13 protein-coding genes are annotated in these 22,864 nt (G+C 65.7%); 9 read left to right on the forward strand and 4 right to left on the reverse strand.

Annotation, left to right across the window (positions count from 1 at the left end; genetic code table 11):
• Positions 1-45: 45 nt before the first annotated feature.
• Positions 46-13,356 carry a filamentous haemagglutinin family protein gene (locus CAL15_RS02145; protein WP_442857421.1) on the forward strand — a complete coding sequence of 4,437 codons (13,311 nt, stop codon included), beginning with the start codon at positions 46-48 and terminating at the stop codon, positions 13,354-13,356.
• A gap of 160 nt (positions 13,357-13,516) precedes the next feature.
• On the opposite strand, the gene CAL15_RS02150 is transcribed toward CAL15_RS02145, so the two are convergent.
• The 3 genes from CAL15_RS02150 to CAL15_RS02160 are packed head-to-tail and all read right to left on the reverse strand — an operon-like array spanning position 13,517 to position 15,104.
• Positions 13,517-14,224, reverse strand: coding sequence for a prepilin-type N-terminal cleavage/methylation domain-containing protein (locus tag CAL15_RS02150; protein ID WP_157666577.1), 708 nt, complete (start codon positions 14,222-14,224; stop codon positions 13,517-13,519).
• The gene (gspI, locus tag CAL15_RS02155; RefSeq protein ID WP_086077129.1) at positions 14,221-14,616 is read right to left on the reverse strand and encodes a type II secretion system minor pseudopilin GspI; all 396 of its coding nucleotides are present in this window, start codon (positions 14,614-14,616) and stop codon (positions 14,221-14,223) included. Before gspI ends, CAL15_RS02150 begins: the two co-directional genes overlap by 4 nt.
• Positions 14,616-15,104 carry a prepilin-type N-terminal cleavage/methylation domain-containing protein gene (locus CAL15_RS02160; protein ID WP_157666578.1) on the reverse strand — a complete coding sequence of 163 codons (489 nt, stop codon included), beginning with the start codon at positions 15,102-15,104 and terminating at the stop codon, positions 14,616-14,618. The genes gspI and CAL15_RS02160 overlap by 1 nt, the downstream gene beginning before the upstream one ends.
• A 150-nt stretch (positions 15,105-15,254) precedes the next feature.
• On the opposite strand from CAL15_RS02160, the gene CAL15_RS02165 reads away from it, so the two are divergent.
• The 8 genes from CAL15_RS02165 to CAL15_RS02200 all read left to right on the forward strand — a co-directional run bounded on the left by CAL15_RS02165 (position 15,255) and on the right by CAL15_RS02200 (position 21,296).
• Positions 15,255-15,707, forward strand: a complete 453-nt coding sequence (locus CAL15_RS02165; protein ID WP_157666579.1) for a general secretion pathway protein GspC — start codon at positions 15,255-15,257, stop codon at positions 15,705-15,707.
• Between the two features lie 285 nt (positions 15,708-15,992).
• Complete coding sequence (locus tag CAL15_RS02170; protein WP_086077132.1) at positions 15,993-16,655, forward strand: transposase; 663 nt, start codon at positions 15,993-15,995, stop codon at positions 16,653-16,655.
• Between the two features lie 69 nt (positions 16,656-16,724).
• Positions 16,725-17,333 carry a transposase gene (locus CAL15_RS02175; protein ID WP_157666580.1) on the forward strand — a complete coding sequence of 203 codons (609 nt, stop codon included), beginning with the start codon at positions 16,725-16,727 and terminating at the stop codon, positions 17,331-17,333.
• 185 nt (positions 17,334-17,518) lie between these two features.
• Positions 17,519-18,028: an RNA polymerase sigma factor gene (locus CAL15_RS02180; RefSeq protein ID WP_157666581.1), complete on the forward strand. Its 510-nt coding sequence runs from the start codon at positions 17,519-17,521 to the stop codon at positions 18,026-18,028.
• A gap of 266 nt (positions 18,029-18,294) precedes the next feature.
• The gene (locus CAL15_RS02185; protein ID WP_086077135.1) at positions 18,295-18,903 is read left to right on the forward strand and encodes an STN domain-containing protein; all 609 of its coding nucleotides are present in this window, start codon (positions 18,295-18,297) and stop codon (positions 18,901-18,903) included.
• A gap of 24 nt (positions 18,904-18,927) precedes the next feature.
• Positions 18,928-19,458: an RNA polymerase sigma factor gene (locus CAL15_RS02190; RefSeq protein ID WP_086077136.1), complete on the forward strand. Its 531-nt coding sequence runs from the start codon at positions 18,928-18,930 to the stop codon at positions 19,456-19,458.
• Between the two features lie 100 nt (positions 19,459-19,558).
• A complete protein-coding gene (locus tag CAL15_RS02195) occupies positions 19,559-20,545 on the forward strand; it encodes a FecR family protein (protein ID WP_086077137.1) in 987 nt (328 codons plus the stop codon).
• A 232-nt stretch (positions 20,546-20,777) separates the two neighbouring features.
• Positions 20,778-21,296 (forward strand): hypothetical protein, encoded by a 519-nt coding sequence (locus CAL15_RS02200; protein ID WP_086077138.1) that lies wholly within the window; start codon positions 20,778-20,780, stop codon positions 21,294-21,296.
• A gap of 100 nt (positions 21,297-21,396) precedes the next feature.
• On the opposite strand, the gene CAL15_RS02205 is transcribed toward CAL15_RS02200, so the two are convergent.
• Positions 21,397-22,800 (reverse strand): FAD-binding oxidoreductase, encoded by a 1,404-nt coding sequence (locus CAL15_RS02205; RefSeq protein WP_086077139.1) that lies wholly within the window; start codon positions 22,798-22,800, stop codon positions 21,397-21,399.
• Between the last annotated feature and the right edge of the window lie 64 nt (positions 22,801-22,864).

Below are 22,864 nucleotides of genomic sequence, written 5' to 3' on the forward strand. Positions count from 1 at the left end.
AAGAAAAAAACACCGGGGGTTGCCGGCAACTATCTGTCGCCGCTAATGTCGGCCTTGATTCTGGCGGGATGCTTGGGCGGTACCGCCCAAGCGGCCGCGCCGGGTGGCGGAGCATGGTTCGCCGCAAGCGGCAGTGGCAAAGCGGCCCGCGCCGTCCCACGGGGCCCTGCGCAGAGCGCAACGGGCGGGCAGTCGACGGCTCGCCAGCAGGCACAAGCCCGACTACAGTTGTCGCGTTCGATCGCAAATCTGAACCGGACGGCCAACGCGATCGCCGCCCAGCAGGCGGCGCAGGAAGCGGCGCGCGGCAATGCGCCCAACGCGGATTGGGTGCGCGATGGCGTGGGTGCGGACGGCCTGGACCGCTTGGCGGGTGGGCGCTGGGATGCGGGCGAGATCGACGCGCTGGGCGTGGGGGCCGATGGGCGCCACAAGGTGACGATTACCCAGAACAAGTCGCGCGCCATCCTGGACTGGAACAGTTTTCACGTCGGACGCAATACGGATCTGAAGTTCGTGCAGGGCGCCTCGGATGCCGTGCTCAATCGCGTGCGCGGCGCCGATACGCGACCCAGCCAGATCCAGGGCACCGTCCAGGGCGACGGCACGGTCATGGTGGTCAACCAGAACGGCGTTGTGTTCAGCGGTTCCAGTCAGGTCAACGTGCGCAATCTGGTTGTCGCGGCGGCCAACATCACGGATCAGCAGTTCGAGAACGGGCTTTACAACGGCGCCGATCCTACCTTCACCGGTGCCGCCGGTCAGATCGACGTGCAACGCGGCGCCGTGATCCAGACCATGGCGCCCAGCGGCTCCACGGCCGGCGGGGGATACGTACTGCTGCTGGGTAAGCAGGTAGACAATGCGGGCACCCTGATCGCGCCCAAAGGCCAGGTCGCACTGGCGGCGGGCGACAGCTTCGTCATCCGGAAAGGGCAGGGAACCGAGGGCAACCAGGCCTCGACCACCCGCGGCAATGAGGTGGTGGCCAGCGGAGCGGGCAGGGTCGCCAATACCGGCCTGATCTATGCTCCGATCGGCGACATCACGCTGACCGCTTCCGAGGTGCGCCAGGAAGGGGTCGCGGTCGCCACCACATCGGTCGACGTGCGCGGCACGATACACCTGAATGCCTCCACGGCCGATGGCAAGGTCGTTCTCGGACAAGACAGTGCCACCGCCATCCTCCTGGCGGATACCGACACGACGGCGCTGGACGGACAGCGCGACAGCCTGCAAGCGCCGGCCGTCGACACCAGTGACGAGAACATCATTCCTGCCGACCGGTATCGCCGTGATCTTTCGCTGGTAGAGATCAAGAGCGGCGGCACAGTGGACTTCGAGGGCGGCTCGTTGACCCTGGCAACCGGCGGACAGATCGCAGTGGATGCGGGGGCTCGCGCGCTAGTGCGTGACGACGCGGTGCTGGATGTCTCTGGCGCCATCGGCGTCAAGGTCGCGATGGAGAGCAACAATCTCAACATCTGGGTGCAAGGCAACGAGCAACGCGATGCGCCCGTCAATCGTGACAGTGCAAATCTGAATAGCAACGAGCTGTGGATAGATCGGCGATCGCTTGTCTACGTTTCGGCGGGAACCAACGGCTATGAGAGCGACCGGTGGTACACCGCGGGCGGCCTGTTGGAGGTAGGCGGCTATCTTGCCACCAGCGGCCGCGGCGTTGACCAATGGATGGCGCAGGGCGGTGTCGTCAGCTTCACCGGCGGCGATGTCGTCACTCGGGCCGGTTCATTGATCAACCTGTCGGGCGGGACGCTGGATGTGCAAAGCGGCTATATCCGGCAGTCGTGGCTAAGGGGCGCGAATGGGCGTCTGTACGAGGTCTCACGCGCACCGGGCGACGTGCTCTACGAAGGGCTGTACCGCGGATATGAGCTGACCAGCGAGCGGTGGCAGCATACGCGTCACTTCTACAGTCCGCTGATCGCACCGAGCCGCCGTTGGGAGTCCGGCTACACGGTAGGCCGCGACGCGGGCACGTTGGTGATCGGCACCCGTAACGCCGTGCTCGAGGGGCAGCTTGTTGGCGAAACCTTCCAGGGGCAGCGCCAGACACAGGCCGCCCAGTCGGGTCTGGACGGCTATTACCAGTCGCAGCGTGCCGTTGCGCGCGGGGGCAGCCTGGTGGTGGGCGCCTATACGCCGTACTACGCCAAGGACAGCGGAACGCTGCAGTACAACCTGACGGCGAACGAGAACACCATCCAGAACGTTGTTTTCAACGGTGCTGCCGAAAAAGTTGCCGCCGGGCTCGATCTCGATACCGGGCTGCCCGAAGATCGGCAGGGCAAGCTATACCTCGATACTTCCTTGATCGACGAGGCGGGCCTGGGCTCGGTTCGTATCGCGGCGCGCAATCGCATCTCTGTAGAGGACGACCTGCGGGTTGGCAACGGCGGAGACATCACGCTTTACAGCGAAACGGTGGCGGTCAACGCTGACATCGTCAGCCACGGCGGCACGATACTCCTGGGCAACGTACTGCATCAGGTCAGCAGCAATCGCAGATTCGAGGACACGATCCTGGGTGACGTGGCCAACGCGTCGGTGACGCTTGCGGCTGGCGCCACGATAGACGCCAGCGGCCTGTGGAGCAATCTGCTTCTCGACCCGGAGAACCTCGCCAATTTCCCTTTCCAGGAAGGCGGCAACGTCTCAATTCGCAGCACGGGCGATGTCCTGCTCGCCAAAGGCAGCGTGATCGACGTATCTTCCGGGGCGGCCATCCTGACGGACGGCCGCTACACCGGAGGCCGTGGCGGTGACGTGACCTTACATTCCGGGGTCAATCAATCGGCCGGCAAGGGCGGCATGCTGACGGTGGACGGCGACATCCGCGGCTATGGCGTGGCGGGAGGCGGCACGCTGTCGCTGCAGTCCGGCGGCACGGTAGTGGTAGGTAATGAACTCGCACTGACGGCAGACGGAACGCTTTCTGCCGGCGGGCTTTTGGTGATCGGGCTGACGCTGGCCGATGACTACACCGTTGGCGCGGGCGAGATACTGCCGACGGACGTCACGCTCGTCAGGGTCGAAGCGCCTTTCGTTCCTGGCGGACAGGCTTTGCCGAGCGACGCGGCGTTCATCGACCTCGTCCGAGCGGCGGGGGGCACGCTGGTTGCACAAAGGCTGTGGACCATCCCGGCCAACGTTACTGGAACGTTCACGGGCATCAACCCGAATACGGGCAGGACGCAGGTCTACAGGGCGGGCAGTACGGTCGGCGTGGGCACCATCTTCAACACCACCACGTCGGGTGCAAACAACCTCATCCTGCCGTCCGGCATGGTCATTCCGGGCGGGGTGTTCTCTGTGGCCGGCCGAGACGGCGTGCAGTTGCCCGAAACTGAAGTGAGGCACTCCTACGCCGCGGGGACTGCTGCGCCGGAAGACATTGTGCTGGCCGCGGGCACGCTAGTGCAGCCGGGTTTCGCGTTGCAGCGCGAGGCTCGATTCGATGTTCTCCAGTTGCCGAGCGGCTACTTCAATCGTGGTTTTTCGCAGTATCAGGTTGCGGGATTGACGGGCGCCCTGGTAAGCCAGGGCAGCGCCGTCGACGTCGCCATGCCGGTATACCGGCGCGGAGCCGGCGCGCATCGACAGGCTACGGTCGAGGCGCCGGGAGCGGCGCTCGAACTCTGGATGCCGCCGCTGTACCAGGAAGACCCGGTTGCCGGTACGCTGACCCGGCGCGCCGGCGCCAGCTTCAGCTTGCGCGCGGGCAGTACCGAGGCAGCGGCCGCCGACCTGGCGGTCGTGCAGGCGATCATCGGCCGCTATGCTGTCGTGAACGTCGACCCCGGCCAGACCATCGAGGTCCGCAGCATTGGTCAGCTTACCGTCGAGGGCACGCTGCGGGCTCCGGGTGGAGATATCCTGCTCGGGGAGGTACCGCTTCCCGCAACGACGGCGGAACCGGCTCGAAGCGAAGGCCATGGCCGCTCGATATGGGTCGGCGAACAAGCCGTGCTCGATGTGTCCGGGCGCGCGACGCTGGCCACCGATACGCTTGGCCGGCGGTATGGCCTCGTTGACGCAGGGGGCAGCATCGTCGTCGGAGGCGCGTTCGACGCAGGCCAGGGCCTGGCGGATGCGGCCGACCTGTTCGTCGTGGTGCGCCCGGGGGCATTGCTGGATGCTTCCGGCACGAAGGCCACGATCGATGTGCCGGGGCTCGGTGCAAGCGAGGTGGCAAGCGCCGGGGGGGATATTACCGTCGCATCGAGCAATGGCCTGTACCTCGACGGTACGCTACGGGCCGAGGCGGGCGGCGACAGTGCTGCCGGGGGAAGCCTGACGCTGGCCTTGAATACCCCGATCTACAGAAACACTGCTGATAGCCGGGTCAGGCAGGCGAGGGAGCTGACCCTGAGCCAATGGGCCCGGCCGTCTTTGTCCCTTGGCCTCGACCCCGCCGCGGCGGCCGATCAACTGGTCTATGGCCGAGCCGGCGTGGCTGCGGAGCAAGTGGCCGCGGGCGGCTTCGACAGCGTCACGCTCGCCAGCGACGGGCTTCTGAGTTTCGAGGGCGATGTTTCCCTGGCGACGGGGTACTCCATGAACCTCTATGCGAGAGTCATGAGCCTTGCCGAAGGCGCCGCCGAGTCGAGCCGCGTCCAGCTCTCCGCCCCATACATACACCTGGCGAGTTATGGTGGAGAACTGGGCGGTGACGGTCGTCTCCACCCCACTGTCACAGGCGGCGTGTCGGAACGGGCACCGGTCGGCATGCTGTCCATCAATGCCGGCAGGCTGCTGCAGGTTGCCGGCAATCTGACTTTCGGCGGCCGAGGTGGAACGGGCGCGTCTGTGGGCCTGCCCGCCGAGGTCGATCGGCGCGGTTTCGATAAGCTGCTGCTCTCCAGCGCGGGCGACATCCGATTCCTGGGTGGCGATCTCTACACGCCTGGCGACCTCTCGCTGGCGGCCGCACAGCTCTATCCCGGCACGGGGGCGAGTGCGGCGCTGTATGCCGGTTGGCGGGGAACGTCGGCCGCGCTCGACCCGGATCGGGTGCTGTCCGTTGCGCGCACGACCGACGTCATTCCCGAACTGCCATACTCCGTTTTTGGACGCCTGACCCTGGCCGCTGCGAACATCGAGCAAGGTGGCGTGGTACGTGCGCCTCTGGGCCGAGTGGAGCTGGGAAGCGAAACTAACCTGCGTGGCAGCCGCAACGTCAGTCTTCTGGCTGGCAGTCTGACGTCGGTCAGCGCCGATGGCCTGGTGATGCCTTACGGTGGCACGAAGGACGGGCAGGCGTGGCAGTACGCCGGAGAAAAAATCAACCTGGCGGGCGTCGGCTCGCTGGCCGCGGGTCGGGTGACGTTAACCAGCCAGCATGTAGATGTGCAGGCGGGGGCCGTCATAGACCTGTCGGGCGGCGGTGAATTGACCGGTGCGGGCTTCGTGTCCGGGCGAGGCGGCTCCACCGATGCCCGCTATCACCCCTTGGTGCAGATCGGGCGCAACGGGTTCACCTTGCCCGGGCTGTCCAGCAATCCTGTCTATGCCATTGTTCCAGGCGTACAGGCGCCGGCGGCGCCGGCCGGCGGCGAAGCCGGCGCCGTCGATCCGGTGGTCGGCCAGCAGATCACGCTGGGCGATGGCGTGCCGGGCCTGCCCGCGGGAACCTATACGTTGCTGCCCTCCACGTACGCCTTGCTGCCAGGTGCGTTCCGCGTCGAGATAAACGGTCTTTCCAGCATCGGGCGGCCCACCGCTTCCCATACCGTGCGCAACGGTTCGTGGTCTGCCGCGGGCCGGCTATCGATTGCCGGCACGCGGTTCCAGGACAGCCTGTTCCAGCAGGTCATCCTGACCCCGGCCGACGTGCTGCGTTCATACTCGCAGTACAACGAGACGCCCTATAGCGAATTCGTACGGGCGGATGCGGCAACACTGGGTGTGCCGCGCGCACAGATCGAGGCGGACGCCAAGACCTTGCGTCTGGCGCTTCTGGATCGAGAGCAGGATAGCCGGGATCTCAGTCTCCGGTTCGCGGGCGAGGTGCGGGGCGAAGCCGGTAAAGGAGGCTATGGCAGCACGCTCGCCGTCACGGGCTCGACCATCGAGATCCTTGCCGACGACGCCGTTCCCTCGTCGGAATATGCGATCGCGCTGCGGTCCTCCGAGCTGAACCGGGTGAAGGTGAACCGGCTGGCCATCGGCGGCATGCCGCGGGTCGCATATGGCCAGGGCGGCAATATCGTGCGCTTCGACGGCCAGGTGGCCGGCGAGAACGTTTCCCCGGCAGACTCCCTCGTCGTACGCAGCGGGGCTCAGCTATATGCGCCGGAAGTCATGTTGATCGGTAGCGGCTTCTTGGACTCGACCAACAGCATCAGCGTCGAGCAGGGGGCGGTGATCAATACGCTAGGAAGAGGCGCGGTCGCCTACGACTCCGCCGACGGATTCATTTATCAGCCGGGCAGCACCGGTGTGGTGTCGGTATCGAACGGCTTGCTGAGATGGCTGGCGTCGGAGAAAGCCGGCCTCATCAAGGGCCCCAGCCCGATCCTGATCGGCGGCTGCGCGTCGGGGGCGTGCGGCGGGTCGACGCAGCTCTACTCCGAAGGCAGCATCGCCTTCGTCACGGACAACGATTTTCAACTGGACGACGCCGTCCGGTACGGCACGCGGCACCTGAGCCTGGCGGTCGGCGCCTTCAACATCGGCAGCGGTGAGGCGCTGGCGGCGGCGTCCGCACGCGGCGCGCTGACCCCAGGGCTGGCGCTTACCCAGCAGATGATGGAGCGTTTGCTGCAGGGTGACACCAGCACGGGCGCTCCCGCTCTGGAGACGCTCGAGCTGATTGCCGGGCAGTCGGTCAATTTCTTCGACACGGTGACGCTGTCAACCTTGGACGCTAGCGGCGCATCGCTGCTGGACAACCTGATGATCACCACGCCAGCCATCTACGGCTATGGTGACTCGGCCGACATGGCGTTGATCCGGACCGGACATCTGATCTGGAACGGATCTGGTGATGCGCCGGGCCCCGTCGTCAACGGCGGCGCGGGCACGGGCACGGGCTCATTGCAGATCGAAGCCCAGAAGATTACGTTCGGCTATGGCACCTATGGCCAGGCGGATGGCGTCAGCAAGCTGGGTCGCATGGCCCTGGGGTTCGCCAACGTCAATCTGGTGGCCAGCGACCGCGTCAGCGCCAACAACGCAGGTACATTGGCGATCTACCAGTCGCAAGGCGAATATGTCTCCGGCGAAGGTTGGCAGTACTCGGGCGGCAACCTCAACGTGGTCACGCCCTTGTGGACCGGAGAGTCCGGATCGACGCATCAGATCACCGTAGGGGGGGCCATCAACGTTACCGCACCGGCAACGGGAGCTGCTGATCCTTCGGCTGTCACGGCAATCGGCGCGGAACTTTCACTGACCGCCGCTCTAGGCTTGAACCTGGACACCACGGTGGCCTTGCCCAGCGGCAAGCTGGCCCTCGAGGCGGATGGCAGCGTGGTCCTGGGCAATGGCGCCACAGTCGACGTGTCCGGGCGCAGCGTGACGTTCTTTGACGACAACGACGCCACGCAATACAGCTGGGGCGGAGACGTGAGTCTGCGCAGCACGAACGGCGATGTCGTCCAGGCTTCCGCTTCCCTCATCGATCTTTCCGCTGAGAACAATAACGCTGGCCGTCTGACCGCCATTGCGTTGGGCGAAGCCGCGGGCAGCGTGGATCTTCAAGGCGCCATCGACGGCACTGCCAGCGGTTACTACGACGCGGGCGGCACCTACGTGCCGTACCTGGCGGGCGCCGTGGATATCCGGGCACAGCGCCTGGGTGTAGGGGCGGCCCTGACCGACGCATTTTCCGCGCTCAACCAGCGCTTGAACGAGGGCCAGGTGTTCGGTCGTCGCAGCTTCCAGTTGAAGCAGGGCGACCTGGTCATCGGCAACGGACTGAGGGCCAATCAAATCGAGGTCTCGCTCGACGCGGGCCACCTGGCGGTTACCGGCATGGTGGATGCCAGTGGCGAGCGAGTGGGCATGATCCGCCTCGCGGGGCGCCAGGGGCTGACGCTCGCCAGCGGCGCCGTGCTGGACGCGCACGGCACCCTGTTGCGCCTGGACAGCTACGGGAAAATCGTCGACGCGCCCAATCGCGCGGTCGTCGAGCTCAGTTCCGGCGCGGGGCTGCTGACCATGGCGAACGGCGCACGCATCGACCTGCGCCATGGCACCAACGATGCCCGCGTAGCGGCCATGCCAGCGCTGCACGATGGCCGCGCGCTGGGCACGCTGGAACTGAATGCGCCGCGTATCGACGCCGATGGCCGTGTCGACACGGACGCTGCCGCCACCTACGGCGATATTGCGATCGACGTTCGCGGCGCGGTGGACGTGCAGGGTGTGAAGTCCATCGCGGTCAATGCGGTACAGCGTTACGACGACGCGCCAGCAGGCACCGACGAGGCGGCCGGCGGACGGCCCTATCAGATCATCACGCAGGCTTATCTGGACGGGAAGCACAGCGATAGCGTGGCGTTCATCAATGCCGCATTGGCCAATGGAACACTGCTGAATACGAAGCTGGCCGGACTGAGCGGAGGCAGCCTCCGCGATGTCTTCCACTTGCGGCCCGGCGTGGAGATCGTCAGCGCCACGCCGGATGGAGACATCGTCATCAGCGGCGACCTGGACCTGTCGGGGCATCGCTACGCCAGCCTGAATCCGGCAACGCAGAAGACCGGCATCTACGGCTCCGGCGAGCCGGGGGCGTTGGTGATCCGTGCCGGCGGCAACCTGAACATCTACGGCAGTGTCAACGATGGCTTCTCGCCTCCGCCCGACACGCCGGACGACAATGGCTGGGTGCTGACCCCGGGAACGCAGGGATATGGCGGCGACGTGGTGGTGCCGGGGGCGGGCGTGCAGCTGGCAGAGGGCACCGTGTTTCCCGCGGACAAGACGCTGAACTACGCGGTGCCGCTCCAGGCGCTTACCCTGCCGGCAGGAACGGAGTTGCCCGTGGCGGCAACCTTGGTCGCGGGCATGACCCTGCCTGCCGGAACCGTGGTGGGCGCGGAGATTCGCGACGCGTCGGGCCGCGTCCTCGCGGCCGCCGGCGCGGTGCTGGGCGACGCATTGTCGATACCTGCTGGCGCAGTGCTGGGGGCCGGCATGCGGTTGCCGGCGCAGGCGCAGGTCGAGGCATTGACCTGGCCGGCGAACGTGGCGCTGCCGGTCGCCGCTACGTTGGCGCGCGACGTGAGCTTGCCCGTCGGAGCCCTGATTCCGTCGATGACCAACGTCAAGCTGGTGGATGGGGCTCCCCTGGTCGAGTTGCGCACGGTGTCCGGCGATCGCATGGGCCGCAACTGGGCGGTGGCAAAAATGCTGCCCGAGGGCTCGCTCTCGTGGAGCCTGCGTCTGGTAGCAGGCGCGGACCTGGACGCCGCCGACCCGCGGCTGACGCGCCCCGACGCAACGGGCAGGCTGGTGCTGGCCGACACCCATTATGGTCTTTATAAGACATTCCAGCCGGGCGGCATCCAGGTATGGACCCAGGAGGCTATCGACTACTGGCAGGTGGACGTCGACTGGGCCGACTATGGATTGAGCGGCCCCGTCAAGGTAGGCGATGCGGTTGCGGATCCCCAGGAGTGGGGGTTCTGCTCCGACCCGAGCGTGACATGCGGGACGGCCACTCACGTGTGGACCCAGGAAGGCATTGCCGGTTGGGAAACAGACAACTACTGGCAGGACTATGGCTTGAGTGGTCCGCCCGCGGTTGGCGACCCGGTGGTAGATCCTCAGGGTTGGCTATTTTGCGATATGCCGGGATCCTGCCTGGAACTACCAGGGGATACCGTCAAGGCGGCCTATCCCGTCACGCAGAACTTCAGTGTGTTGCGTACCGGCACCGGCGACCTGGACTTGATCGCGGGCGGCGACGTGGCCATGCATTCACTGTATGGCGTTTACACAGCCGGCGCCAGCAGCGCTTCGCGAGGCGGCGCGCAAGCCGGCGCATTCAACCAGCCGCGCGCCAAAGGGGGTGGCGGCGATGACACCTACCTCAACACCAGCATGAGCGCCGATCCTGGTGTGGGAGTGGCCTACGAGGCGGTGGTGAATGGCGGCGAGAACAGCACGTACGGGGCATGGTATCCCGACGGCGGCGGCAACCTCCTGCTGAGGGCCGGAGGCGACTTCACGGGGGATGTACTGGCGAGTCGGCCGGGGGTGACGACAGACATCGATCTGCGGCCGCAGCGCGGCAGTGCTGACCTTGGCAACTGGTTGTGGCGTCAGGGTAGCGGCGATACCCAAGGGGTCGACCGGATTCCCACCAGTTGGTGGATCAATTTCGGAACTTACGTTCGGGGGCCGGATGCGGAGCTGACGAATACTTTGACCGGGGTGCCCTACGAAGATCGATATTTGGTTGGCGCCATTCCCGAGCTCGTGGGTTTTACCGGCGTTGGAACCTTGGGGGGCGGTAACCTGACCGTTCAGGTAAGCGGCGACGCAGGCCTTATCAGCCGTCGCGGAGATGCCCCCGGAAGCACGGATCCGCAGCGCAGCGCAGGGTTGATACTGGCGGTCGGCAGCACTGGACGCGTTCTCGACAACGGCGACGTGCTGATGAGCGGAGGCGGCGATCTGCGCCTGGACTTGGGCGGCGCGCTCAATCCGGGTTTGGCCGCGCGTAGTTCGACGGGTTCGCGGAATTCTGAGGCATCGCCTTTCGACTATCGCCGCCAAAATCTCGACCTCAATGGCGTACTGGCGAACCTGCGGGGAAGCGTGCGCGTGCAGGCAGGCAGCTTGGGAGGGATCGCTCTCTCTTATTTCCGAAGTAGTGGCGTGCAAGTCGACCAACGAGAGACGCGCGCATTCGATCCTTATTCCGCCTCGTTGGGCGCAGCGACGGGCGGCCCGGTGATCATGCTGGGCGATTCGGCCGCCTCGCTTTCCAGCCGTGGTGATCTGGTGCTCTCCGGTGCCGGGGATCCGGGGCGGGTCGCGCTGCCGGTTTCGATGCCCTATAGCCAGAACGGCGGCGAGCGGCAAGCCGGCGGCTACGGATGGTTCTCCCTGTGGACCGACAATACCGCGATCCGGCTGTTTTCGGCTGGCGGCGACGTGACGCCTAGCGTCCAGATTGCCGCGGTAGAGGCTAGCGGCCTTGTGGCTGCGGAACGGAATTACTCCGCGACCGACGGCCGCTTTGTGTGGCCCGGTCAGCTTTCCACGGTGGCGGCCAACGGTAGCATCTTCATCGGGCCTTCGGCACTTGGGCAGGCGTCAGCCTCGGAGTACAACGCGGCGTATTCGCTTTTGCTGGCGCCTTCCAGGAACGGCCGTCTGGAAGTCCTTGCGGGCGATTCGATCTATGCAGGCGGTTATGTCGTAAGTCGATCGGCGGCGCCGATGTCCGCGCTTCCGACGCCGCTTGATCCCGCCTTCGGGGTATTCAGGGCGAACGACGGAGGCCTTACCGCTATCCATAACCTGGATGCACAAGCGATCCGGCCCACCGTCGGCCGATTCCCCATCTTTGCCTTTGGACCAAACACCGCTACGTCCTTGGTTTCTACGGCTTCCCCTGTCCGTTTCTATGCGCGTGAAGGAGACATATTGGGCTTGGGAACCGGGGAGGTGCTTGCTTTCAGCAGCGGAGGTCGTGCGGGCCAGACCTGGTACGAGGGGCTTGGTCCGGTCTGGATGCGTGCGGGTGGAGACATCGTACGGTCCGGTACCTTGCTCAGCGAGTCGGTAGCAATCCCGAGCGAAATTAAGCAAACACCGTCCAGCACTAATCTCGGCAGCGCTTCCAGCACGGGCAATCTCTTCATCCATTCCAATGCCAACGACGTTTCCATTGTCGAGGCCGGGGGTGAAATCCTCTTCAGCAACTTCATGGTGGCGGGTCCGGGTACGCTGGAAATCAGCGCCGGGGGCAATATCGTCATGGTTGGGCAGGCCGCTCGTTCGGGCAGTAGCCTGAACTACGGCGAATCCTCCATCACCAGCCTCGGTCCCGTCGTCCCCGGCGACAGTCGTCCAGGCGCGAATATCGTCGTGCAGGCAGGTATGGGAAGCCGCAGTGGGGACTGGAATGGCTTCCTCGCTAGATACCTCAACCCTGACAACCTCGCTGATCCGGAGCGGCCGCTAGCCGATCAGGAAGGCGACGTGGCGCACACCTACGAAGCGGAGTTGGCTGCCTGGCTGGCGGATCGCTATGGCTTTTCTCCGACGGCCGATGAGTCAACGGCGGAACAGGCGTTGGCCTTCTTCGCGACGCTGCCAGGTGAGCAGCAACGTATCTTCGCCCGCTTTGTCTATTTCTCTGAACTACGGGCAGGCGGCCGGGAGTACAACGACCAGGATGGCCCGCGCTTTGGCAGCTACTTGCGAGGCCGGAACGCGATCGAGGCGCTTTTCCCCGAGCGGGATCCGGATGGTAGCCCAGCAGTCTATGGGGGCAATCTGTTCGCCTATGGCGGCGCCGGCATTCATACGAATGCGGGCGGAGACATCCAGGTATTGACGCCGGCAGGCGCCCAGACCTACGGCGTGGAAGGAGAGGCTCCGCCTTCCACCGCAGGGGTGGTCACTCTGGGACAAGGCGACATTCAGCTCTACTCGCTGGGCAGCATCCTGCTGGGCCAGAGCCGCATCATGACGACCTTCGGCGGCAGCATCCTGGGATGGTCGGCGGAAGGCGACATCAACGCCGGCCGCGGATCGCGAACTTCGGTGGTCTACACCCCGCCGCGGCGCATCTACGATGCGTTCGGCAACGTGGCGATTTCGCCTGACGTGCCCGGCACGGGGGCGGGTATCGCAACCTTGGCGCCCATTCCGGAAGTGCCGCCCGGCGACGTGGACCTGATCGCGCCCCTGGGCACCATCGACGCCGGCGAGGCAGGCATCCGGGTGTCGGGCAACGTGAACATCGCCGCGCTGCAGGTGGTGAACGCGGCCAACATTCAGACGCAAGGAGAATCCTCCGGCATTCCGGTGGTGGCCGCCGTCAACGTCGGCGCGCTGACGTCGGCCAGCAGTGCCGCCACCAATGCCGCCAGCGCCGCGCAGGATGCGGTGTCTCGTTCGCGAGCCGCCGCCCAGCGCGCCTTGCCGTCCATCATCAGCGTGCAGATCCTGGGCTTCGGTGACGGCAGCCAGGCTCCCGCACCGGCGCCTGCGCCTGCGCCTTCGCGTGCGCCGGCCGCCAACGGCCGGGCTACCGGCGAGCCCGTCAGCTACGACCCGGGCAGCGCAATCCAACTGATGAACAGCCGCTCCGTCGGACAAGCCGGTCAGCCTGCCCTGACCGACAAGGAGCGAGCCAACATGCTGTAAGTGTCCGTGGGTTGGCGCCGCACAACGGCGCAGGCACACAGTCCTCAAGGGGCCACTTCCGTACGGCGGGCGTGGCCCCTTGCCCTGTTGTCCCTCCTCCGCGAACAGCCACGTACGCCGCGATAAGCAGCGCCGCTTCACCGCTTAAGGCTTCAGCGCTTCAGTTCAGCGCGATCACGCGGCGGTATTGCAACGCAGGTCCGGCGCTGCGGCGTACGCTGACCAGCACATCGAGGCCCGTGGCAGGCTTGGGCACGGCGCGGATGGTTGGCAGGGATCGCCATCCTTGTCCTGGTTCATAGGCCCGCATATCGAAATTGGCGACGCCCTCGACCACGGCCACTCGATCCGCGGCCGACGGGGCCGGCAACGGATATGCGGAAGAGGCTTCGCCCGCGGCACGGTACAACGTACCGCCTTGCAGCCACCATTGCACCCGCTGCCACTGGCCCGGCCGGGCGGCCGCGGCGCGCACCACCTCGAACGTGAAGGCGCCCTGAAGGCCGCGTCGCGCGCTGAGTCCTGCCGGCAGCAAGGGCATCATGGGCGTGCCGGGCTTGGCGGTCTGAGGGGCGCCGCCTGCGTCGCCCTGCGACTCGCTGCCTTCGCCTTCGCCGTCGGCGGCCAAGGCCTCGGTGGCCGCAGATGGCAGCTCCACCGTGGCCCGCCATGTCAGATCCATCTCGATCTGCTGCAGGGCCCGCGTCGTCCGCGCGGTTTCTTCCATGCGCGCCTGCAGTCGGTCGTTGGTGCGCGTCATGCTGTCCAGGCCGCGCCATGCGATCAGACTGATCAAGGCCATGATGAGCACGGCGATCATGACCTCGATCAGCGTGAATCCGGCCTGGCATCGACGCGGGCGATTCATCGGGGCGGCTCGGCAAGTTGAGTCTGTACGCTGGCCAGCCGCTGGCTGCTGTTGCGGCCCACGTAGACCTCGGCCGTCACGGCCCGCATCCCCTGTTGCACCGGCCCGATCTGCACGCGGCATACAAAGGCCTGGTCCGCCTGGGGGCAGTCGATGACCTGCACGCCCGGCGCCTGCGGCGTGCCCAGCTGCGTAAGCGCGATGGCGTTCTCGGCGGACAGCATGGCCAGGGAACGCTGCTCCAGTCCGCCCAGGTTGCTGGTGGCCTGGCTGGTGGTGCGCACGAACGCAGCCAGCGCCACGCTGATGATGGCCAGCGCGATCAGCACCTCGACCAGGGTGAATCCGGTTTGCCGGCTTGCACGTAGAAGCGGATGGGGGAATCTTTTCATCACTGCACCTGGAATCCGCCGGTGGCGTCGCGGATGAGTTCGACCGTATGGTCGCCGCTGTGCAGTTCCAGGCGCAGCGGCTCGCCGACCCATTCCGAAGTAAGCAGGACTGGTCCTACAGGCGACACGGTGACGGTGCCGGTACGCCATTGCCGGGGACGCAGCACGTCATCGCGTTCGAACTGGTCCAGGGCGCCTGCGGTGGACACCGCAGGGACGACGCTGCCTGGCACCGCGGTCCAGGTTCCACGCATGAACGCATAGCCGTCGCCGCGGGCCTGCCAGACGATCACGCGGCCGTCCAGCCGCACCTGCTGCTGGGCCGCGGTCATGCGTTGCGCCAGCTCGCGCGCATCCAGTCGCAGCGTGCTGCCCGCCGTGGGCGCGATGCTGACACTGATCGTGCCTGCAATGATGCCTATGATCACCAGCACCACCATCACTTCGATCAGAGAGAACCCGCGTTGGACAGGATGGATACGCTTCACGGCATTGGTGCTGCACAGTGATCGGATGCCGCAGATCATAAGCACACAATGTGGCGTTGCAATGAAAGTCCAACATGAGTCTGCTAAAGCTATCGCCCATAGCGCCGCATTCGCGTCGCGCATCCAAGGACGCCTGCCATGATGTCTGCCATGGAACGCATCGGCTTCTCGACGCGTGCAATCTCGTCCCGCCGGCTCGCGCACCTGACGGGCGCGGCGGCATGTGCGGCAAGCCTGCTGTTCTGGGGATATATCCTGCGTTCCCCGCAGGCGCAGTCGCCGGTGGCGCAGGCCGCCGCCGCTCCGGCCGCGGACCCGGCCAGCGAAGTGGTGGCAGCCTGGTTGGGGGCAGGAGAGGTCCGTCTGGACGCGCGGGTACTGGGATTGGCGCGAAGCGTCGATGGCCGCGCTGTCGCGCTGGTCAGCGTCAACGGCGCGCCGCCGAAGGCGGTGATGGCCGGCGAGCCGCTTATGGAAGGCGTGGTGGTGAGGTCCATCGACGTCGGGACGGTGACGCTCGAGCGCGGTGGCTCCCTCTTGCGTCTGGCTGTGCCCAAGCGCGAAGACGCCAGCGGCAAAAACGGCATCGTGCGCGTGCCTTGACGGGGCGTATGCGTTGTCCTACGGAACATTCGTCATTGCCGCGTCATTCCTGCTTGATACAAAGGCGGCTGCTGATTGCAACATGGCGCGGCATGCCGTTCGCCGCACTTCGGGTGACAAACGCGTGCGGCGTCACGGCACACAGCACGTATGCACGTCCGCCGGTCTGCGCAACGTAAGCCGGGCAGCCGACGCATTGGATGCTCGTCTGACCACCACGCTGCGCGATTCCAACACCGCATCGGCCGCAGGCAGCCTGTCATATGCACCGACAAGGAACGAGACATGAAGAGCACGCGGGCGGCCGTATGCGCCGATAGAATGGTCTCCATGAGCCGGCTGGTGAACGATCTGTCCAGCTGGGCTCACAAGGCACGGGAAGAGGGGCCTGTGCTGATCATGCGTTATGAAGAGCCGTGGGTATGCCTGGTGGACTATCACGCCTGGCTGCAGATCGACGCGCTGCAAACGTACCGTCCTCCCGAGGGCCACCCGCTTGTCGGATTGCGCAGGGCCATCGATACCTTGCTGGCATACGAGGCGGCACTCGTGCTGGCACTGGCCGAACGGTCCCAGTCCAGGATGCCGGGGCAGATGCTGATTCGTGCCTGGCTGCTGCAGATCGTCTATTCCGTGGGCGGCGCAGACACGTTGCGCGAAGGCCTGGCGTACAACATGCGCTGGCGCTGGTTTGTCGGGTACGACTACGCGTCCCAGCAGTTGCCTGCCGTCGAGGCGTTCGTGCAGGACATGGCCATGGTCAGCGCGGACCCACGGATCATCGAGATCGTGTTCCGGTGCCTGGACCACAGTTCCATCATCGACGCCGGCGTCAGCGAGTTCAGCGTGAACACGGGCTTGATCCAGGCCCTGCGTGCACGCAGCGCGCTCGACGCGACGGCGGCGGGCGGCGACAAGCCGGTCGGCGGCGCACAGCCGCCCCAATGACGTAGTACTTTCCTGATAGCGCTCGCGGGCCTTGCCCGCAGCGCGGCGTGCCAAGGCCGCGGAAGACCGATGCAATCCCGTAAAAGCCGATACGTCGTGACGGTGGAGGACCTGCAAGACCGTTTCCTCGAGATCGCGGAGATCGCCGCGCGCCAGGAGGTGTGGGTCGAAGGGCGGGACGGAAGGCCGGCGTACCTCATGGTTTCGCACAGCGCCTTGCAGCAGCGGATCGCGCCCATGCTGCGGACTATTCCGGCCGATCACCCGCTTGCCGCAGTGCGCAGGCACATCGATGCCGTGGTCGATCCGCAACTGCTGGGCGACATCGGGCAGACTCGTGACGAGATTTCGGTGCGGGATGCGGATGCGATGCTGCGCCTGGTGGCGTTCCGCGCCCTGGTACTGCAGATCCTGTATTCCTTTCGTACGCAGCGGTGCCTGGCGGAAGACGTGGCCTACAACCTGCTGTTTCGATGGTTCTATGGCGACCAGTACCTGCTTTACGTTCCGCCGTGCGCAGCCGAGATCGAGGCAACGCTGGCCGAACTGAAAGACGAGGTCGACGTCGGAAATCTGCTGTTGGGCGCGATAGCCGTGGCCGAGCGCGCCATGTCGCCCGACGCTGCGCACTTCACGATCCATGGCGAGCTGGTGGCGCAGTGGTGTCCGCCTCACTGAGCGGTGGCGGGTAACAAATTCATGTTGCAGAAAGCGGTCGGTTTTTTTCGGCTGGAACCGTCTTAGCGCAGAACCGCATCCATCGGCTTTTGGGCTTTAGGGTTGCCGGTTGAATGGCCCCGAATGGGTCTGGTGCAACGCGCGGGCAGCCTGTCTCCTGGCGCATGGAACTACGGTGCAAACGGATGACGACGCGACCCGGACAGGAGCCATTGGAAGTTGCGCTGGTGCGGCACTATGACGACCTGCTGCAGCGCCTCACGCATCGGCTCGGGTGCCGCGACCTGGCCGCCGACGCATTGCACGATACGTGGCTGCGGCTGGCCGAGCGGCCGCAATGCGCGCCCATCATCGATGCGCGGGCCTACGTCTATCGCATGGCCTACAACCGCGCGGTCGACATCACACGCGATCACCGGCTGCGCCGCGGGCTGGAAGTGGCCGACGAGTCCGCGCCGTGGGATGACATCGCCGATTCGTCTCCCGGGCCCGAGCATCTGGCCCAGGTCCGCAATGAACTAGGACGAGTCCTACGGGCGATAGGCCGATTGCCGCGGCGTCGGCAGGCCATCTGCCTCGATGTCTGGGTGCAGGACTGTCCTAGGCATGAAGTGGCCCAGCGCTTCGGCGTCACGGTGGGCATGGTCTTTCGCGAAATCAACGCCGCCCGGCGAGACGCCTGTTCCCTCGTCTAGCTGCCGCTTCGGCAGCAAGCAGTGCGGCGCGGCCCAGGGCCAGTGTGGGCCACTGCACGTCACAGAACTGACATATGTCGGGGGTAACGTGTGCGCCAGCTAGATGCCGCTTCAAGCGGTACGTAATGGCTGGTCGCCTGCACGCATCTGGCACATATCGGTCCGATATCGCCCCCCTTAGCCGGAGAAGAGAGCATATGTGGCGTAGGCTGCCTATTGCCGCGTGCCTTGGCTTCGGTATTTGTCTGCTTGGGGCGGAGTCGCGCATGGCGTCCGCGCAAGACTTCCCCAGCGGGCCCACGGCGCGGGAAATCGACTTCAATATCGAGGCGCAACCCCTGGAAGACGCCGTCGAGCAATTCAGTGCAATCACGGGAATTTCAGTGGTCTATCAGGCCTCGCTGTCAGTCGGACGTTCTTCCGTGCCAGTGTCGGGGCGTTACCTGCCTGACACCGCCTTGCGCATGATGGTGTCGAACGCGCAGTTGAATGTGCGCCGCACGGCGGAGTTCTCGTATGTCATCACCTCGGCCCCGCCCGCCAGCTCCGCGTCGACGGCCCGGCAATGGCGTTCAGCCTCCGAAAAAAGCTACTACGGTCTCGTCCAGCGCAGCCTGCGGCGGGCGCTGTGCGCGAATGCCCGTGTCGCGCCGGCCTCTTACCGCGCGGCCCTGCAGTTCTGGATCGATCCGCTCGGCCATATCGACCGTGTGCATCTGCTCGACACCACGGGCGATCCGCAACGGGACGACGTCTTGCGCCAGACTTTGACGGGGCTCACGGTGGCACCGCCTCCGCAGGAGTTGCCGCAGCCCGTGCTCATGGTGCTTCTCCCGCGCGAGCAAGCGCTTACCGCTGATTGCCATGCCGGCTAGCGTCGCCGAACCGCACAAGCATCCATGACCACGAATCTGGCTTCTCTCAAGGCGCTGCTCGTGGCGCGCTATGACGAACTGAAGGGACAGCTTTCCCGACGGCTGGGCAATCCCGAGCTGGCGGGCGACGCCTTGCAGGAAACCTGGCTGCACCTGCACGGCAAGGAAGCCGCCAGTACCGAGATCAACGCGGTCCACAATCCGACGGCCTACCTCCTGCGGGTCGCATCCAACCTAGCTGTAGACGAACATCGCAGCGTCGAAAGATTCGTCTCGGTCGGGGAAATCGAGGCGTTCGCCGACGCCCTCGTCACGGACGATCCCGGGCGCGTGCCCACGCCGGCGCGCATTGCCGAGTCACGGGAAACGATCCAAGCGATGGCTCGGTTGATCGAGCACATGCCGGCGCGCCGGCGCGAGGTCTTCATGGCCGTGCGCCTCGAGGGCTTGCCACAGTACGAGGTGGCCGCGCAGATGGGAATCTCGCTGCGCGTAGTCGAACGGGAACTGCAGCGCGCTCAGGAACAGATCGCCCAATATGTAAAAAGAATGTAACGTTGTGCGGTTTTGAGTCTATCCCTCCGTCTTACTACAGCGACGCCTTGAAAACCTCGAGCGCCGGTATCGCGTCCACCCCGATCGTCCATACAAGAACATGTTGAGGAATCTCTTCGCCAAACGCAGGGCCCGCCACGACGGGCTCGAATCCCAGGCCCATGCCTGGATTCGTCGTTTGGCGTCCGGCCGCGTCACCGAGCACGACCTGCGCATGCTTGCACAATGGTGCGCGCAAAGTCCCGAGCATGCCGGCGCCTTTGCCGACGCGCGTCACCAATGGCAACTGGCGGGTCAGGCCGCCGCGATGGTCAAAGGCCACTTGCCGCTTAGCGCTCGCCGTCCCGCTTCCACCCCCGTGCACGCGGGCCGACGGGCGTGGCTGGGGGTTGCCATGGGCGCCGGCGCTGCCGGCGTGGCCGCCATGGTCTATCCCCCGCTTGGGCTGTGGCCGGCGGTGAACGAATGGGGCGCAGACTATGCCACAGCTACCGGCGAGCAGCGCGAGCTTGCACTGGGTCAGGCCCTGGTGGCCCTGAATACGCAAACGCGTATTTCCGTGCTGAAGGCGGCCGATGCGGGCAAAGGCATGGAATTGCTCAGCGGCGAAGCCGCGGTCGACCTGCGTTCCGACGAGCCGTTCACTGTCCTGGCCGCGGGCGGGCAGTCCCGTTCCTCCGGCACGGGCGCCCGGTTCGAAGTGCGCAAGCTCGATGGACAGATCTGCGTCAGCTGCATGAACGGGACGGTCACCGTGCAGTTCGGTGGCCGCGACCTGCTGCTGCACGCCAACGAACAGGTGTTCTACGATGCCGGCGGCCTGGGGCGCGTACTGCCGGTCGAGGCGCGCGCCGTGTCGGCATGGCGCGAAGGAATGCTGGTGTTCCGGCGCACGGCGTTGCGCGACGTGGTTGCCGAGATCAACCGATATCGCCCCGGCCGCGTGGTGCTGCTGGACGACAGCAAGGCCGGCGAACTGCTCAACGGCCAATTCCGTATCAATCAGTTGGATCACGCGCTGGTGCAGATCAGCCAGGCGTTCAATGTGAAAATCCGCGAAGCCGGCGGTCTGGTGCTTCTTACCTAGGCTTCACGCGGCGCCCTCATGCGCTCGAACAAGGCGGCCGGGTCGGCGGTCTGCGTGCCCTCGGCCGCGCGGACCGGTCGCGCGGCACACGCTCGCTTTCTTTCGGTGCGGCACGTGCCGGTCTTGCAAGCCCGTGCGTCCGTTCCAATACGAAACCGTGCGGTTTTCTTCCGCGACATCCGTCAATCATCGCCGCCCTGTGCCAGGGCGGGTTCGACTGGAGCGCGCCGCAATGCATACCGACAACGTTGCCACGGATTGGATCCCGACCCTGCACGACCGTCCCGTAGCACTCTATCGTCGGCACGAACCTTGGCTGTCCGTGGTGCCGGCCGGCATGTGGCACTCGGCCGATGCCTGGTACGACCGCATTCCCGCTCGCCATCCCCTGGTCCTGCTGCGTACACATGTGGACGCGCGCCTGGCGACTTTGCCGTCGCAGGCCATGGCGCCGCTCGCGCAGATCGCCAGCGAAGGCCTGTCGCCGCAGATGCTGCTGCGGGCATGCATACTCAAGTCGCTTACCTCGATGGGCAGCGGGCAGGGCTTTCGCGAGCTGCTCAGCTTCAATACGCTTTATCGCTGGTTCGTGGCGATACCCGCGGGGCAGCAGCAGGTCGAATCCGTCGTGCGGTCGCTGCATCGCCTCGAGCAGAACGAGGCAGCGCTTGTCGTGTCAACCGGGCTGATGGCGAAGCTGCTGGGCGATGCCGATGATCTGGTGCGCAGCTTCGCGCATTGCGGACGGTAGGCGCCGCACATCGCGCGGGCGCCGATGCGTGCTGGCGTATGCCTGCGCGGCCGCTCGACCGCGCATGGCCATGCCGTAATCCGTATCGGCGCTTCGGGGGCTACGCCGCCTTCTTCTCGCCGCTCGGCCGGATATTCTGGTTGTGCCGGAACAGGTTCTGCGGGTCGTATCGGGTCTTTATCTCGACCAGCCTGTCGAAGTTCGGTCCATATGCCGAGCCAATCCGCTCCAGCTCTTCCTCCGTCATGAAATTCACGTACACGCCGCCTGCGGAATAGGGTTCGGTGTCGCGGAACAGCGCACGCGCCCACGCGATGCAGCGTTCGTCGTCGGCGGGATCATCCCACCGTCCGTGCACGTTCATGGCGAACTGCGTGGAGCGATGCGGATACGCCATCGATGTCACTGCAGGCCGCTGCGTGGCCTCGCCGATGCAGCCCAGGAAGATCTCGCACTGCGGTGAAGGCACGTCTTTCACGGCCTCGACCACGACGTCGATCAGGCCGTCCTGCAGCGAGTCCAGGTTGTGCGACTTCCAGTAGTTGCGAGCGCCCGGCGTCAGCAACGGGTCGAACGCCTTCTGCCACGCGGTGTACGGCATGGGGCCCAGGTGTTCACCATAAGGCGTGCCCAGCTGGCGGATGGCCGACACGGCCTGCGGTCCGTCGTCGAGGTTGCCCAGGTAGCAGCTGGCGAATGCGACGCACGGCTTGCCATGCACGTCGGGCGCAAGAAAGGGCAGCGGGGGCGCCTGCCGCAGCACGACCCACACGGTAAGGTCCGCCGGCATGGTGGCCAGCGCCGCGCGGTACTTCATCAATGCGTCGCGAGCCTGTTCCAACGGCAGTATCACCAGGCCGCCGTACACCATCGGCCCCACCTGGTGCAGCTTGTACTCGAACATGGTCACCACGCCGAAGTTGCCGCCGCCGCCGCGGATCGCCCAGAACAAATCCTCGTTTTCTTCCTCGCTGGCGTGCCGCAGTTCGCCGTCGGCGGTGACGATGTCGACCGACAGCAGATTGTCTATCGTCATGCCGTGCTTGCGGCTCAGCCAGCCGAACCCGCCGCCCAGCGTCAGGCCCGCGACGCCGGTGGTCGAGTTGATGCCCAGCGGCACGGCAAGGCCGAATGCCTGGGCTTCGTGATCCAGATCCGCCAGAGTGGCCCCGGGCTCTACATGGGCAACGGACAGCTCGGGATCGATCCGCACCGATTTCATCTGCGACAGGTCGATCATCACGCCGCCCTCGCAGACTGCGGTTCCCGCGATATTGTGTCCGCCGCCGCGCACGGCCACGAGCGAACCGGTGCTGCGGGCGAAGTCCACGGCGCGGCGCACGTCGGCCGCGCCCGCGCACCGCACGATCACCGCGGGACGGCGGTCGATCATGGCGTTCCAGATCTTGCGGGCATCGTCGTAGCCGGGGTCGTCGGGCGTAAGCACCTGGCCCCGGGTGGATGCTTTCAGATCATCGATGGCACCTTGAGACAGATTGCTCATCACATACCTCCTTGAAGGAGCTGCTTCGTAGCGAACTTCTGCATGAGCCGTCGATGCTTGGCGC

This window comes from Bordetella genomosp. 13, assembly GCF_002119665.1.
In the GTDB taxonomy this organism is placed as follows: Bacteria; Pseudomonadota; Gammaproteobacteria; order Burkholderiales; family Burkholderiaceae_B; genus Bordetella.

Excerpts from the sequence above, each read along its gene's own strand:
- CAL15_RS02145 (WP_442857421.1), top strand. The coding sequence starts at position 46 with ATGTCGGCCTTGATTCTGGCGGGATGCTTGGGCGGTACCGCCCAAGCG.
- gspI (WP_086077129.1), bottom strand. The coding sequence starts at position 14,616 with ATGAAAAGATTCCCCCATCCGCTTCTACGTGCAAGCCGGCAAACCGGA.
- CAL15_RS02200 (WP_086077138.1), top strand. The coding sequence starts at position 20,778 with ATGCATACCGACAACGTTGCCACGGATTGGATCCCGACCCTGCACGAC.
- CAL15_RS02205 (WP_086077139.1), bottom strand. The coding sequence starts at position 22,800 with ATGAGCAATCTGTCTCAAGGTGCCATCGATGATCTGAAAGCATCCACC.
- CAL15_RS02180 (WP_157666581.1), top strand. The coding sequence starts at position 17,519 with ATGACGACGCGACCCGGACAGGAGCCATTGGAAGTTGCGCTGGTGCGG.
- CAL15_RS02185 (WP_086077135.1), top strand. The coding sequence starts at position 18,295 with ATGGCGTCCGCGCAAGACTTCCCCAGCGGGCCCACGGCGCGGGAAATC.
- CAL15_RS02150 (WP_157666577.1), bottom strand. The coding sequence starts at position 14,224 with ATGAATCGCCCGCGTCGATGCCAGGCCGGATTCACGCTGATCGAGGTC.
- CAL15_RS02195 (WP_086077137.1), top strand. The coding sequence starts at position 19,559 with ATGTTGAGGAATCTCTTCGCCAAACGCAGGGCCCGCCACGACGGGCTC.
- CAL15_RS02190 (WP_086077136.1), top strand. The coding sequence starts at position 18,928 with ATGACCACGAATCTGGCTTCTCTCAAGGCGCTGCTCGTGGCGCGCTAT.
- CAL15_RS02175 (WP_157666580.1), top strand. The coding sequence starts at position 16,725 with ATGCAATCCCGTAAAAGCCGATACGTCGTGACGGTGGAGGACCTGCAA.
- CAL15_RS02165 (WP_157666579.1), top strand. The coding sequence starts at position 15,255 with ATGGAACGCATCGGCTTCTCGACGCGTGCAATCTCGTCCCGCCGGCTC.
- CAL15_RS02170 (WP_086077132.1), top strand. The coding sequence starts at position 15,993 with ATGAAGAGCACGCGGGCGGCCGTATGCGCCGATAGAATGGTCTCCATG.